Origin of the sequence: Streptomyces boninensis (genome assembly GCF_048572725.1) — a bacterium.
Classification (GTDB): Bacteria; Actinomycetota; Actinomycetes; order Streptomycetales; family Streptomycetaceae; genus Streptomyces; species Streptomyces boninensis.
On sequence record NZ_CP183837.1, the window covers coordinates 6074366 to 6088708 of the forward strand.

Below are 14343 nucleotides of genomic sequence, written 5' to 3' on the forward strand. Positions count from 1 at the left end.
GCAATGAATACCTCCGCCGCCGGGCAGCCACTCATCCCGCAGCCGCCGGGCACCGTTACCGCCCTGCGGGAGGCCATCAGCCAGATCGCGCCTGCCGCCCTCCCGGCCTTCACCAAAGAGCTGGACCGGGCGGCCGACCAGTCGCGGCAGGGCTCCGAACTGGGGCCGCTCCGGCGGTTTGTCGCCCAGTGGGGCGTCTATGTCTACATCCAGCGCCATCCGCACCTGGCGACAGAACTCCGCCGCTGTGAGGACGCAGCCGCGACTGGCGATGCCAACCAGGCGCGGCAGGCTGCCTCTGCGATTGGCCGGATCCTCGACGAGGCCCACGCCGCACTCGGCATTCCGCTCCGGTGAGCGCAGACTGGCGCTGGGAATACGATCCCGATCGTGACCATGTGGTGGGCGGCATCCCCGACCATGTGGTGGCCGAGGTGGAACGCCTGGCCGGCGAGCTCGTCGAGCTCGCCAGTATGGGGGTTGATGTCAGCGACCTCGGTGATGGCCCCAGCCATGGCGGATTGCGCCGCCTGGACGCTGCTGGCGGCTGGTTTTACTACCTGATGGCGCCCCGCGAACCACTGATCATCGTGGTCCGCGTCTTGCCGCCCTACGACGCGCTGTAGCCGGGGCAGCCCGGCGCCCCCTACAGCTCCAGCCCCCGCTCCAGCACCTCCAGCGCGCGGTCGACCGTCTGTCCGAGGTCGTCTACGCCGTCGCGGTCGACCCAGTCGAAGAGGGCCTGGGTCAGGGCGCCCATGACGGCGCCCAGGACTACGCGGAGTTCGAAGTCGTCTTCGGGGCGGCCGGTGCGTTCGGCGAGGACGGGGAGGAGGACGTTGGCGCTGGTGTCCATGCCCTGGAACATGCGGGCGCGGAGCTGGGGGTTGTGGCGGACCAGGCGCAGGCGGAGGGACAGTTCCTCGGCGATCTCGAGGTGCAGCACCCGCATCGTGCCGGTCACCGCCCGCCGCAGCGCGACCAGCGGGGGCTCCTCCGCGGGGCGGGCCCGGAAGGCGTCGCGGAGCAGGGGGTCGTACTCGTCCGAGAGGACGATGTCTTCCTTGGTCGGGAAATAGCGGAAGACCGTGCTCTGCGAGACCTCCGCGGCCGCGGCGATCTGCTCGATCGTCGTCGACTCGAAGCCCTGCTCCGTCACCAGCCGGTACATCGCCTGCCGGATCGACTCGCGGGTGCGCAGCTTCTTGCGTTCGCGCAGGCCGAGGTTCGCCTCCAGCGCCGAGGGGACGTGCGGCGCGGGGGCGGTGGGCGCTGGCGTGGACGCGGGTGTGCGGGGAGCGGCCATGAGGTCATTGTCGGGCATTCACCGGCTCGTCGGGCTCCTCCGTCTCCGCCTTGCTACGGGACCGGGGCCCGGGCAGGAACACGGCGGCCGCCACCGCCGTGACCAGCGCCGCCGCCCCGCACACCAGCAGCACCAGGCTCATGCCGCGCACATACGCCGAGTCGGCCGATGCCGCGAGGGCATCGGAGCCGAGGCGCTCCGCGACCGCATGCGCCGCCATCACGGAGTCCTCGGCGGTGCGGGCCGCGCCGGGCGGCAGTCCCGCGGTGTCCACGCGGTCGGTGTAGACGGAGTTCAGCAGCGAGCCGAGCAGCGCCACCCCGATCGCGCCGCCGACCTGCCGCAGCGTGGTCAGCAGCCCGGTGCCGCTGCCCGCCCGGTCCGTCGGCAGCGCGCCGAGCGCCGCGGCCATGGTCGGCACCATCGTGAAGCCGAGCCCGAAACCGGTGACGGACAGCCACAGCGCCGCGGTCCCGTAACCGTCGGAGGCGTCACTGCGGCTGCCGAGCAGCAGCGCGAACGCGAAGACGGTCATGCCGCCGCCGACCACCACCCGCTGCCCGTACCGTGCGATGAACGGCCCCGAGGAGCGTGCCGCCACCAAAATCCCGGCCATCAGCGGCATCAGCCGCAGCCCGGTCCCGAACGCGTCATTGCCGAGCACCGCCTGCAGATACGGCGGCAGCAGGAACAGCAGCCCCGACATCACGAAGGTGGCGAGCACGGCGACGAGCGCGTTCCAGCCGAAGCCGGAGTTGCCGAGCAGCGCGACTTCCAGCATGGGCCGCGACGCCCGCCGCTCCCGTACGACCAGGAGCACGAGCAGCGCGACTCCGGCGGCGAGCGCGCCGACGACCATCGGATCGCCCCAGCCCTCCGCGGGCGCCTCGATGACGCCGAAGACGAGCGCGCCGAGCCCGAGCACGCTGAGCGCCGTGGAGATGAGGTCCACCCGCGGTGAGGACGGGTCCCGGGTCTCCGGGATCAGCGCCAGGCAGGCGGCGAGGCCAATGGCAACGAGCGGGATGTTGAGCACGAAGATCGAGCCCCACCAGAAGTGGTCGAGCAGCCACCCGCCCAGCAGCGGCCCGAGCGGCATGCCCAGCGCCATGCCGGCGGTGACCGCCCCGACGGCCTTCGTCCGCTCCTCGCCCTCGAAGAGGGACGGTATGACGGACAGGGCCAGCGGCATGATCAGCGCGCCGCCGAGCCCCATCACGGCGCGGGCCGCGATCACCGGCCCCGGCCCGTCCGCGAACGGCCCGATGAGCGTGCCGGCGAGGAATATCAGCAGCCCGACGGCCAGCATCCGGCGCCGCCCGAACCGGTCGCCCAGCAACCCCGCGGGGAGCATGCAGGCAGCGAAGATCACCGCATACGAGTCGACGATCCACTGCAGGTCGCGGGTGTCGGCGCCGATCTCGGCGGCCATGGTCGGCAGCGCGACATTGAGGATGGTCAGGTCGAAGCCGAGCACGAGCACGCTCATGACCAGGGCCGCGAGGGCCCACCAGCGCTTGCGGTCGCCCGTCGCGGCCGCATCGTCTCTCGGAAAAGTGGAAGTCACTCTCAAAAGGTAGCGACTTCCGTGAGTGTGCGAAAGTCCCTGTGGATAACGCGAAAGCCCCCGGCCTGGCGGCCGGGGGCTTTCTGGGTTCTCAGGCGGTGGGCCCGTTCACGGGTGCGTGTACGCCACCAGCGACACTCCCACGTAATGCACGACGAACGCCGCCAGCGTGAAGCCGTGGAAGACCTCGTGGAAGCCGAACCACCGCGGGCTCGGATTCGGCCGCTTCAGGCCGTAGATCACCGCGCCGGCGCTGTAGAGCAGCCCGCCGATGACCACCAGGACCAGCACCGCGATGCCGCCGGCGCGCATGAAGTCGGGCAGGAAGAACACCGCCGCCCAGCCCATCGCGATGTAGCACGGGGTGTAGAGCCAGCGCGGCGCCCCGACCCAGAAGACCCGGAACGCGATTCCGGCGGCCGCGGCCGCCCAGATGAACCACAGCAGCGCCTGCTGCCGCCCGCCGTCCAGCAGCAGGATCGTGAAGGGCGTGTACGTGCCCGCGATGATCAGGAAGATGTTGGCGTGGTCCAGCCGGCGGAACACGCCATTGACCCGCGGGGACCAGTTGCCGCGGTGATACAGCGCGCTCACGCCGAACAGCAGGCAGGCGCTGAGCGTGTAGACGGCGCAGGCGACACGGCCGCGCGGGCTCTCGGCCAGGGCGGTGAGCAGCACGCCGGAGAACAGCACGGCCGGGAACATCCCGGCGTGCAGCCACCCGCGCAGCTTGGGCTTGACGGCGGCGCCGGCCGCCCGGACGTCGTCAATCACCTGGCTTGTCACCCTGCTCATGCTACCTACGCGCCCGTAGGTGACCCCTCTCCCTCGCGTGGTCCTGCTCACGCCACCGCCCCCTGGACATAACGTCTGAGCTGTCTCATCATCAAATGAGCGCACGGTCGGCACCGGTCGAGCTCAGATGAGCACCTTCTGAGCAGCGACCGGGTCGCAGCCCCCAAGGGGCGGCGGTTAACAAATGGGGATACAACGGCACGTATCCCTCAAACCCTCAACACTCTGGAGAGCGATCGTGGCTCGCAGCAATGCGACTCTCATGGATCAGGACGCGCCGACCAAGCACCAAGGCCTGCTGACCTGGGTTCAGGAGATCGCGGATCTCACCCAGCCCGACCGGATCGTCTGGTGCGACGGCTCGGAGGCCGAGTACGAGCGCCTGGCGGAAGAGCTCGTCGAGAAGGGCACGTTCAAGAAGCTGGACCCGGTCCAGCGCCCGAACTCCTACTACGCCGCCTCCGACCCCTCCGACGTCGCCCGCGTCGAGAGCCGGACGTACATCTGCTCCGAGAAGGAAGAGGACGCCGGCCCCACCAACAACTGGATGGACCCGCAGGAGATGCGGGACATCTTCGCGGGCGCCGAAGGCGTCTTCCGCGGCTCGATGCGCGGCCGGACCATGTACGTCGTGCCGTTCTGCATGGGCCCGCTCGGCTCGCCGCTGTCCGCGCTCGGCGTGGAGATCACCGACTCGGCGTACGTGGCCGCGTCGATGCGCATCATGACCAGGATGGGCCGCCCCGTCCTGGACGAGCTCGGCGACGACGGCTTCTTCGTGAAGGCCGTGCACACCGTCGGCGCCCCGCTGGCCGCGGGCGAGGCGGACGTCGCCTGGCCGTGCAACGAGACCAAGTACATCTCGCACTTCCCGGAGACCCGCGAGATCTGGTCGTACGGCTCCGGCTACGGCGGCAACGCCCTGCTCGGCAAGAAGTGCTACGCCCTGCGTATCGCCTCCGTCATGGCGCGGGACGAGGGCTGGCTGGCCGAGCACATGCTCATCCTGAAGCTGACGCCGCCGCGCGGTGCCGCCAAGTACGTGGCCGCCGCCTTCCCGAGCGCCTGCGGCAAGACCAACCTCGCCATGCTGGAGCCGACCATCCCGGGCTGGACGGTCGAGACCATCGGCGACGACATCGCCTGGATGCGCTTCGGCGAGGACGGCCGCCTGTACGCCATCAACCCCGAGGCAGGCTTCTTCGGCGTCGCCCCCGGCACCGGCGAGCACACCAACGCCAACGCGATGAAGACGCTGTGGGGCAACACCGTCTTCACCAATGTCGCCCTCACCGAGGACAACGACATCTGGTGGGAGGGCATGACGGAGGAGACCCCGGAGCGCCTGACCGACTGGAAGGGCAACGACTGGACGCCGTCGTCGGCCCGCGAAGCAAATGGATACCGCCCCGCCGCCCACCCCAACGCCCGCTTCGCCGTCCCGGCCGCGCAGTGCCCGACCATCGCGCCGGAGTGGGAGGACCCGAAGGGCGTGCCGATCTCGGCGATCCTCTTCGGCGGCCGCCGGGCCACGGCGGTGCCGCTGGTGACGGAGTCGTTCTCCTGGCAGCACGGCGTCTTCATGGGCGCGAATGTGGCGTCGGAGAAGACCGCGGCAGCTGAGGGCAAGGTCGGCGAGCTGCGCCGCGACCCGTTCGCGATGCTGCCGTTCTGCGGCTACAACATGGGCGACTACATGGCGCACTGGGTGCGCGTGGGCGCCTCGGCGGACCCGGAGAAGCTGCCGAAGATCTACTACGTGAACTGGTTCCGCAAGAACGACGCCGGCAAGTTCGTGTGGCCGGGCTTCGGCGAGAACAGCCGGGTGCTGGAGTGGATCGTCGGCCGCCTGAACGGCGAGGCCGCGGGCGTCGAGACGCCGATCGGCGTGCTGCCGGCGAAGGGCTCGCTGAACGTGGCAGGGCTTGACCTGTCGGAGGAGGAGCTGGACTTCCTGCTCTCCGTCGACAAGGACGTCTGGCGCGAGGAGGCGGCGCTGGTCCCCGAGCACCTGAACACCTTCGGCGACCACACGCCGAAGGAGCTGTGGGACGAGTACCGGGCGCTGGTGGAGCGACTGGGGTGACGTAGCCGAACGTACCGGGCGCGCACTCGTCCGGCGCACCGCGTGGCGGATCACGACAACGACGTCGTGGCCCGCCACGTCGGCTTTTCCGCTGGGGGTCCGGGGGTTTTCCCCCGGGAAGGGCGAGCATCCACAGGGGGATGTCGGAAAGGCATCGAAGGCGAAAGACTGGGAAGCGTCAACGAGTTGGACTGATCGCTTGAGGGGGGCCCATGTTGCGCGAGAGCCATCGAGGAGAAGCCGAGCTTCTCCTCGCCCGTGCGGTGGACGAGGAGGTGCGCCGCTCCGGCGGTCGTACGGACGGCGTCGTGCTGCTCGGTCGCGCGCGGCAGGCCCTGGACGAGATAGCGCTGAGCTCCGCCGATGAGTACGAGGCGTATGTGCGCGCGCTCGATGAGTCGCAGGTCGACAGCCGCACCCTGGGCGAGCGCTTCCGCGGCGAGGTGCTCGGTCCGGTGAGCGCGGCTGTCGGCGTGTCGGCCGTGGTGTCGATGGTGATGGCCGCGGACGCCGGGGAGTCGGCGGGCCGGGCAGTGCAGACCGCGGCCGCCGTGGCAGTGGCCGGGGCATTAGCCGTTGTGCTGCTGCAGCTGGTGGCGCACAAGTGGTCCGGCCACCGGCGGGCCGGCGCCGGCGGGCAGCCCGGCGGGCCCGAACAGCTGCGGCTGCAGTGGCTGACCGCGCTCGAAGTGCGCGGCGTGCGGCCCTTCTTCGACCGCCAGCGGATGCTCGCCGCCTCCACCCGCGGCAGCTCCTCCGGGTCCGGGCAGGGCCCGGTGCCCACGCCCCGCCCGGCCGTGGACCGGGAGCCGCAGCTGCGCGGCGCCGACCGCAGCCAGGCGGCGAAGCAGCGGGCGGCGCTGGAGCAGTCGTTCAAACAGCTGCCGGAGCCGGAGGGCCCGTTCGCCGGCCGCAAAGGGGAGCTCACCCAGATCGCCCAGTGGGTGCACCACGCCCGGGCGTCCACGGAGACCAAGCCCACCGTCGTCGTGCTGCACGGCCCGCCGGGCGCGGGGCGCAGCACACTCGCCATACGGGCCGCGCACCACCTCAAGGACCAGTTCCGCGGCGCCTGCGTGGTGGACCTGCGCGGGCACAGCCTCGGCGAGCAGCCGCTGCCCACCAGGGACGCGCTGCTGCATCTGCTCAACCGGCTCGGTGCGCCCCGCGACCAGCTGCTCTTCCGCGAGCGCCCGGCGCCCGACGCCCACCTGAAGCGGCTCGTGGAGCTCTACCACCAGCACCTCACCGGCATCCCGGTGGTGATAGTCCTGGACGACGCCACCGACCCCGACCAGATCGGCATGCTCATCCCCGACCGGTCCGAGTCGCTGGTGCTGGTCACCGCGCAGGAGCCGGTGGACCTCGGCCCGCTGCACGCCTGGGTGCGCGAGCTGGAGGTGCCGCCGCTGGACTCCGCCGCGTCGGAGGAGGTGCTGCGCGAGGCCGCCCAGGGAGCGGGCGCGCAGGCCGCTGCCCCCGACTCCGGTCCGTACGACGCGCAGGCCGGCGACCGGGTCGCCGAGCTGTGCGGCGGGCTGCCGCTGGCGCTGCGCATTGCGGGCACCTCGCTCGCCGCCCGCAATATGGCCGCCCTCGCCGAAGAGCTGGAGGCCTACGGGCCGGTGGAGCCGGTGACGCGGGCGCTCTGGCTGCGCTATGCCGACCAGGCCGAGTCCGTCCGGCGGCTGCTGCGCCGGCTGGCGCTGGCCGGCCGGGCCAGCCTCGGCGCCGCCGCGGCCGCCGCGCTGCTCGGCGCCGACCAGGAGGAGGCGGAGAAGCAGCTGACCACGCTGGCCCGCGTCGGCTTCATCCAGCACGTCCGCAGCGGGCGCTACCGGCTGCACGACCTCACCCGCCGCTTCGCCCAGTCCCGGCTGCTGGACGAGGAGGACCCGGCCGAGCGGGCGGCGGCCCAGGAGCGGCTGATGCGCTCGTACGGCGAGCTGGCCGACTCGGTGATCCGGCTGGTCGACGGGCGTACGTCCACCCGCGCCGACCAGTTCGGGCACCACGGCTTCACCTCCCTGGACGCCGCGCTGCGCTGGCTGGACGACGAGACCAGCTTCATCACCGCCGCGCTGCGCCATTCCGAGGACGTCGACCAGACGGTCGTGCTCAATCTCCTCGGCGCCCTGGCGGACTATTGCCTGCTGCGCGGCGACCTGTACCGGCTCGGCGAGCTCAATGAGCTGACCAAGGCGGCGATGGAGTCGAGGAAAGAGGTGGGGCTGCTGGTGCGCTCGGTCCAGTGGCGTACGGGTGTGGCGGCCCGGCAGCTCGGCGAGCTGGACACGGCCCGTTCCACGCTGTCCTCCGTCGTCGACCTGTACCGCGAGGCGCAGCACTCCGCGGGCGCCGCGCGGGCGCTGCGCGACCTCGGCATCACGCTGCAGCAGCAGGGCAATCTGCCCGAGGCCCGCGCCCGGCTGCGGGAGGCGCTGGACATGCAGCAGGGCGAGGCGATGGGCGGCGACCGGGCCTGGACGCTGCACGCCCTGGCCGCCGTCGAGCGCGACCGCGCCGACCTCGCCGAGGCCCGCCGGCTGCTGCTGGAGTCGCTCGACCTGCACCGGCGCAGCGAGAGTGTGCACGGCGAGGCCTGGGCGCACTTCCAGCTCGGCCAGGTGCTGCTGCGCATGGGGGAGGTGGACCATGCCGAGGTGGAGCTGCGGGACGCCCTCGAGAAGTACCACCGCACCCGCGACGCCCGCGGCGAGGCCTGGGCGCTCACCCAGCTCGCCCGCGCCCGCCTGGTCGGCGGCGACGCCGGTGCCGCCGTGGAACAGCTCCAGGGCGCGCTGTCCAGGCACCGGGACAATGAGGACGCCCGCGGCGAGGCCTGGACCCTGTACTACCTGGGCCAGGCCCGCGAGGAGCGCAGCGACTACGACGGCGCGGTCCGGGCGCTGGAAAAGGCGCGGAACATGTTCAGCCGGATGCGCGATGTCTACGGCCTCGCCTGTGCCCGGCACCACTCCGCCCGGGTCACCCGCGACCTGCGGGCCCAGCAGACGGGGTCCCTGCGCAACAGCGGCTTCGCCCGGCAGCTGCTGCAGGACGCGCGCAATGACTTCCACCGGGTCGGCGTGGCCCACGGCGAGGCCTGGTCCTGCCTGGAGCTGGCGGTGATCGACGCCGGGAACGGCCGCTCGGCGCAGGCGCTGCAGCTGGTCGACGAGGCGGTGGAGCTCTTCGACGGCTATGGCGACCGGCGCGGCGCCGCCTGGGCCCGCTTCATGCGCTGCACCCTGCTGCCCTTCGCCTCGCCGGGCGGCTCCGTGGTGGGCGCGGCGGTCGCGCAGGAGGAGCTGGCCGAGGTGATACGGGAGCTGCAGGCCGCCCCGTCGGCCGGCCGGGCAGGCGACGGGTCGCTGGAGGACAGCGCCGAGGCCTTCCAGGTCATCCTGGACCGCGGCGTGGAGCCGGAAACGGGCTGGCAGGCATGGCGGCTCGGCATGGTCCCGAGCCGCCACTCACGCGAGGTGATGGGGGTGCCTATTCCGGCTTAGCGGAGCCCAAGCCCTTGTCGGCGGCGTCGCCCTTGCCCGGCTCCGGCTGCTCCTTGAAGTCGACCCGGCCCATATGCCGGTTCATGGACTTCATCAGCCGCCACACGGCCAGCGCGAGCAGGGCGAAGACCACGAAGCCGAGGAGGCCGGGTGTGACCTTGTCCTCGTCGACTTCCTTGGCGAGCGGCAGGAGGTCGGCTGCCAGATAACTGTTCACGGGAGTCACGCCATCAATTGTCGCGGATGCCTGCGAAGAGGTCGTCCTCGGGGAGGGATGTGTCCACGAGCGACTTCGCCAGCTCGTACTCCTCCGTGGGCCAGATCTCCTGCTGGATCTCCAGCGGCACCCGGAACCACGGGCCGTCGGGGTCGATCTGGGTGGCATGCGCGATGAGCGCCTTGTCCCGGACCGCGAAGTAGTCGGCGCAGGGCACGAACGTCGTCAGCGTCCGCTCCTTGCGCTCGAACTCCTTCCACCGCTCCAGCCACTCCCCGTACGGCGACTCCAGACCGCGGTCGAGGAGGCCCTGGTGCAGCGCCTCGGTGCGCGGGCGGTTGAAGCCCTGGTTGAAATAGATCTTCAGCGGCTGCCAGGGCTCGCCGGCCTCCGGATACTTCTCCGGATCCCCGGCGGCCTCGAAGGCGGCCATCGAGATCTTGTAGGTCATGATGTGGTCGGGGTGGGGATAGCCGCCGTTCTCGTCATAGGTCGTCATCACATGCGGCTTGAACTCGCGGATCAGCTTCACCAGCGTCCCCGCCGCCACGTCCACGTCCTGCAGCGCGAAACAGCCCTCGGGCAGCGGTGGCAGCGGGTCGCCCTCCGGCAGCCCCGAGTCCACATAGCCCAGCCAGGCCTGCTTGACGCCCAGAATCTGGCGCGCCTCGTCCATCTCCTTGCGGCGCACCTCGTGGATGTTCTCCTCGATGTACGCATCGCCCTGGAGTTTCGGATTGAGGATGGAACCTCGCTCGCCCCCCGTGCAGGTGGCGACCAGCACGTCCACTCCTTCGGACACGTACTTGGCCATGGTGGCGGCACCCTTGCTCGACTCATCGTCGGGGTGCGCGTGCACGGCCATCAGTCGCAGTTGCTCACTCACAAGATCTGATCCTCGGTCGCTGGTCGGAAACCACGGCTTCTATAGTGACGGAAAGGACTGACAACAAATTCCGCACACCCCGCCCACACCCCCCACCCACACCCCCCGGGAGCCCGCGATGACCGCCGTGCGCCAGGACCTGCCCGAAGGGCGCTACGGCCGCGCCGCCGGCTCGTCCGACGCCCGCGCCGACCGCCGCCTCAAGATCATCGGCTTGGTGCTGGGCGTCGTGGGCGTCGCCGTCATCGGCTGGTTCGGCTATTCGTACGTCTCCAGCCAGGACGTCTCCGGCCAGCTGATCGGTTTCGACCCGGTCTCCGACAGCAAGGTCAGCGCCCGCGTCGAGGTGAGCAAGGACGCCGACGCCACCGGAGTGTGCACCCTGCGCGCCCTGTCCTCCGACAAGGCCGAGGTCGGCCGCAAGGACGTCACCGTGGCCGCGGACCAGGGCAGCAGCGCCGTGGTGACCGTCCCCATGCGTACGACGGACCGGGCGGCGAGCGTGGAGCTCATCGGCTGCAAGGCCGCGGGAGAGTAGATCCCCCGGCCCGCTGCCGGAATTGTTACGATCGTGGTTTCGCCCCACCGCTGAAGGCGCAGACCTTCTGGGTAGGGCGATCCGTGTTATCGAGCACGGCCGGGCTCAGCCCGTCACGATCAGCCCGTAACGAGCAGCCCATATTGAGCAGAGATCCAGAACCATCCACCGACAAGGAGCACCTGTGACCCAGACCAGCGACAACGTCACCTGGCTGACCCAGGAGGCGTATGACCAGCTCAAGGCCGAGCTGGATTACCTGTCGGGTCCCGCACGCGCCGAGATCTCCGCGAAGATCGCGGCTGCCCGCGAGGAGGGTGACCTGCGGGAGAACGGCGGGTACCACGCGGCCAAGGAAGAGCAGGGCAAGCAGGAGCTGCGCGTCCGCCAGCTCACCCAGCTGCTCGAGAAGGCGCAGGTCGGCGAGGCTCCCGCCGAGACCGGCGTGGTCGCCCCCGGCATGGTCGTCACGATCGCCTTCGACGGCGACCCCGACGACACCCTCGAGTTCCTGCTGGCCTCGCGCGAGTACGCGAGCTCCGACTTCGAGACGTACTCCCCGCAGTCCCCGCTGGGCTCGGGCGTGAACGGCAAGAAGGTCGGCGAAGAGGCCGCCTACGAGCTGCCGAACGGCAAGCAGGCCATGGTGAAGATCATCGAGGCGAAGCCGTTCTCCGGCTAGGCCGGCCGCCACTTTTCTCTGTACGGAGCCCCTGGTCACGCCTGACCAGGGGCTCCGTGCATGCCTCAGCCCCGCAGCTGCTCCTCCAGCTGCTTCGCATCGGTCACCGGCGCCGCGCACACGAACCGCCGGCAGACATACGCGGCCGGCGCCCCGCCCACGAGCGGCCGATCCGCAAGCAGCGGTACGCCACCAACCCCAGGCTCCCCCCGCACCACCACCGCCCCCGGCGCCGTGCTCACCAGCGCCGTCCGATGCAGCTCATCGGTCACCTGATCCCCGTCAGGACCCACGACCGCCACCTCCCGCGGCCCGTCCAGCGCCGCCTCACCAGCCGCCAGCCCCCACCCGATGAACCGCGGCGCCCGCGGCCCCAGCGCCGTGACGATCCCCAGACCCCGCTCGGCCGCCTCGCGGTGCCGCCCGGAGCCGGTGTACGCGGCGTACGACAGCAGCGCCGCCGCCGCGGCCGTCCAGCCGGACGGGGTCGCGGAGTCGGTCGGGTCCTGCGGCCGCCGGATGAGCGACTCGGCGTCGTCGGCGGTGTCGTGGAAGGCGCCGCCCTCGGCCGCCCCTTCACCCCCGCTGAAGTGCCGCAGCACCGTGTCCAGCAGCAGCCCGGCCAGCTCCAGCCACGCCGGCTCCCCGGTGACCGCGGTCAGCGCCAGCAGCCCCTCCGCCACATCCGCGTAATCCTCCAGCACGCCCGCCGACGCGCCCGCGACCCCATCCCGCGAGGTACGGGCCAGCCGCCCCGACGCATCGTCCATGTGCACCCGTACCAGCAGATCCGCCGCGCCCGTCGCCGCCTCGATCAGATCGGGCCGCTCGAAGTACGCGCCGATCTCCGCGAGCGCCGCGATCGCGAGCCCGTTCCACGCCGCGACCACCTTGTCGTCGCGCCCCGGCCGCGGCCGCCGGTCGCGCGCCGCCAGCAGCCGTTCCCGTACGGACTCGATGCGGGCCGCGTCCGCGAGCATCTCCCCGTCGGGGAGCTGCAGTACGGAGGCGCCCTCCTCGAAGGTCCCGTCCTCCGTCACCCCGAAGAACGCCGCCGCCAGGCCGGCATCCTCCTCGCCCAGCACGTCCCGCAGCTCCTCGGGCGTCCACACGTAGTACGCCCCCTCCGTATGCGTCCCGTCCGCCCGGTCGGAGTCCGCGTCCAGCGCGGAGGCGAATCCGCCCTCCTCCGTACGCAGTTCACGCACCAGGAACTCCGCGGTCTCCAGCGCGACCCGCCGCGCGAGCCCGCTGCCGGTGGCCCGCCACAGATGCGCGTACACCCGCGCCAGCAAGGCATTGTCGTAAAGCATCTTCTCGAAGTGCGGCACCACCCACTCCGCATCGACGGAGTACCGCGCGAACCCGCCCCCGAGCTGGTCGTAGATCCCGCCCCGCGCCATCGCCTCGCAGGTGGCCCGCACCATCTCGAGCGCGCCCTCGGATCCGGTACGAGCCTGATGCCGCAGCAGGAACTCCAGCGCCATCGCCGGCGGAAACTTCGGCGCCCCGCCGAACCCGCCCCGCACCGCGTCGAACTCCCGCGTCAGCCCCATCAGCGCCGCATGCAACTCCGCCTCACCGGGCGGCCCCCCGCCCTCACGCTCCACCCGCAACTCCCGTGCCGCCAACTGCTCGACAACCCGCGAGGCCACCTCGCCGACCTCGTCGCGGCGATTGGTCCACGCCGCCCGTACGCCATCGAGCACCTGCCGGAAACCGGGCATCCCGCCCCGCGGCACCGGCGGAAAGTACGTGCCGAAGTAGAACGGCTCGCCCTCCGCCGTGAGAAACACCGTCATCGGCCACCCACCCTGCCCGGTGGCCGCCTGCACCGCCTCCATATAGACGGCGTCAACATCGGGCCGTTCCTCGCGGTCGACCTTGATGTTGACGAACCCGGCGTTCATGACGGCGGCGGTATCCGGATCGGCGAAGGACTCCCGGGCCATGACATGGCACCAGTGGCACGCGGAGTACCCGACCGACAGCAGCACGGGCACATCCCGCCGTCTCGCCTCGGCGAAGGCCTCCTCCGACCACGGCCACCAGTCGACCGGGTTGTCGGCGTGCTGGAGGAGGTACGGCGACTGCGTGTCGGCCAAGCGATTCATACGGGCATCGTTGCACGCCCGGGGCTGGCTGCGGGGGCCACCCGTTCGGCCCTGCCGGCGGGCACGCGGGCGACGCAGCGTCTTGCATGGCAGCCATGGGCACCTCACGGGCGGGCAGGGGCGCGCTCTCCGACCGGGGGCGGGTGTGGCTGGCGGGTGGGCTGGCGGTCGTGATGACGGCTGCCTACTTCGCCCTGCCCCTCGACCGGCTTGGACCCGAACGGCCGGTTCTCAGCTGGATGTTCCTTTCGGTCGCCCTCGTGGTGATCGCCGTGCTGCTGATCTGGCAGATCAACGACGTGCTGGCCGACCGGCCCGGCACTCATCCCGGCCTGGTGCTCCCGCTGGTGATGTGGCTGTCGGTGTACGTCTTCTCGGCCACGTACTACGTCCTCGCCCGGCATCCCGGCGAGTTCACGGGCCTGAACACCCGTATCGACGCCCTGTACTTCACCGTGGTCACCCTAGCGACCATCGGCTACGGCGATGTCGTCGCCACCGGGCAGACCGCCCGCGTCGTGACCGTGATCCAGGTCTTCTACAGCTTCGTCTTCCTCACCGCGGGGGTGACGGCGCTCAGCCGCCGCGTGCGCGAGCTGCTGAGCGCGCGCGTGCGGCGCGATGACAAGTCCTAGCTACG

Annotated in this window: 13 protein-coding genes; 7 read left to right on the forward strand and 6 right to left on the reverse strand. The window is 71.2% G+C overall.

What is annotated here, in order from left to right:
- Positions 1-3 precede the first annotated feature (3 nt).
- Both ACNNMR_RS27895 and ACNNMR_RS27900 read left to right on the forward strand, forming a co-directional pair.
- Positions 4-357, forward strand: a complete 354-nt coding sequence (locus tag ACNNMR_RS27895) for a DUF6247 family protein (RefSeq protein ID WP_420000495.1) — start codon at positions 4-6, stop codon at positions 355-357.
- A complete protein-coding gene (locus tag ACNNMR_RS27900; RefSeq protein WP_419997429.1) occupies positions 354-626 on the forward strand; it encodes a hypothetical protein in 273 nt (90 codons plus the stop codon). Before ACNNMR_RS27895 ends, ACNNMR_RS27900 begins: the two co-directional genes overlap by 4 nt.
- A gap of 20 nt (positions 627-646) precedes the next feature.
- Here ACNNMR_RS27900 and ACNNMR_RS27905 read toward each other — a convergent pair whose 3' ends face one another.
- The 3 genes from ACNNMR_RS27905 to trhA all read right to left on the reverse strand — a co-directional run bounded on the left by ACNNMR_RS27905 (position 647) and on the right by trhA (position 3668).
- The gene (locus ACNNMR_RS27905; RefSeq protein ID WP_419997430.1) at positions 647-1306 is read right to left on the reverse strand and encodes a TetR/AcrR family transcriptional regulator; all 660 of its coding nucleotides are present in this window, start codon (positions 1304-1306) and stop codon (positions 647-649) included.
- Positions 1307-1310: 4 nt separating this feature from the next.
- Positions 1311-2795, reverse strand: a complete 1485-nt coding sequence (locus ACNNMR_RS27910; protein WP_420000496.1) for an MFS transporter — start codon at positions 2793-2795, stop codon at positions 1311-1313.
- A gap of 186 nt (positions 2796-2981) precedes the next feature.
- A complete protein-coding gene (trhA, locus tag ACNNMR_RS27915; protein WP_419997431.1) occupies positions 2982-3668 on the reverse strand; it encodes a PAQR family membrane homeostasis protein TrhA in 687 nt (228 codons plus the stop codon).
- Between the two features lie 262 nt (positions 3669-3930).
- Here trhA and ACNNMR_RS27920 point away from each other — a divergent pair, with 262 nt between their 5' ends.
- Both ACNNMR_RS27920 and ACNNMR_RS27925 read left to right on the forward strand, forming a co-directional pair.
- Positions 3931-5754: a phosphoenolpyruvate carboxykinase (GTP) gene (locus tag ACNNMR_RS27920; protein ID WP_420000497.1), complete on the forward strand. Its 1824-nt coding sequence runs from the start codon at positions 3931-3933 to the stop codon at positions 5752-5754.
- A gap of 212 nt (positions 5755-5966) precedes the next feature.
- The gene (locus ACNNMR_RS27925; protein WP_419997432.1) at positions 5967-9266 is read left to right on the forward strand and encodes a tetratricopeptide repeat protein; all 3300 of its coding nucleotides are present in this window, start codon (positions 5967-5969) and stop codon (positions 9264-9266) included.
- On the opposite strand, the gene ACNNMR_RS27930 is transcribed toward ACNNMR_RS27925, so the two are convergent.
- Complete coding sequence (locus tag ACNNMR_RS27930; RefSeq protein WP_420000498.1) at positions 9253-9483, reverse strand: hypothetical protein; 231 nt, start codon at positions 9481-9483, stop codon at positions 9253-9255. The genes ACNNMR_RS27925 and ACNNMR_RS27930 overlap by 14 nt on opposite strands.
- A gap of 13 nt (positions 9484-9496) precedes the next feature.
- Positions 9497-10369 carry a mycothiol conjugate amidase Mca gene (gene mca / locus ACNNMR_RS27935; protein WP_419997433.1) on the reverse strand — a complete coding sequence of 291 codons (873 nt, stop codon included), beginning with the start codon at positions 10367-10369 and terminating at the stop codon, positions 9497-9499.
- Between the two features lie 118 nt (positions 10370-10487).
- Here mca and ACNNMR_RS27940 point away from each other — a divergent pair, with 118 nt between their 5' ends.
- Together ACNNMR_RS27940 and greA are read left to right on the forward strand one after the other, a co-directional pair.
- The gene (locus ACNNMR_RS27940; protein WP_419997434.1) at positions 10488-10907 is read left to right on the forward strand and encodes a DUF4307 domain-containing protein; all 420 of its coding nucleotides are present in this window, start codon (positions 10488-10490) and stop codon (positions 10905-10907) included.
- Positions 10908-11091: 184 nt separating this feature from the next.
- Positions 11092-11589: a transcription elongation factor GreA gene (gene greA / locus ACNNMR_RS27945; protein ID WP_419997435.1), complete on the forward strand. Its 498-nt coding sequence runs from the start codon at positions 11092-11094 to the stop codon at positions 11587-11589.
- 65 nt (positions 11590-11654) lie between these two features.
- Here greA and ACNNMR_RS27950 read toward each other — a convergent pair whose 3' ends face one another.
- Positions 11655-13703, reverse strand: coding sequence for a thioredoxin domain-containing protein (locus tag ACNNMR_RS27950; RefSeq protein WP_419997436.1), 2049 nt, complete (start codon positions 13701-13703; stop codon positions 11655-11657).
- A 95-nt stretch (positions 13704-13798) separates the two neighbouring features.
- On the opposite strand from ACNNMR_RS27950, the gene ACNNMR_RS27955 reads away from it, so the two are divergent.
- Complete coding sequence (locus ACNNMR_RS27955; RefSeq protein ID WP_419997437.1) at positions 13799-14338, forward strand: potassium channel family protein; 540 nt, start codon at positions 13799-13801, stop codon at positions 14336-14338.
- Positions 14339-14343: the final 5 nt, after the last annotated feature.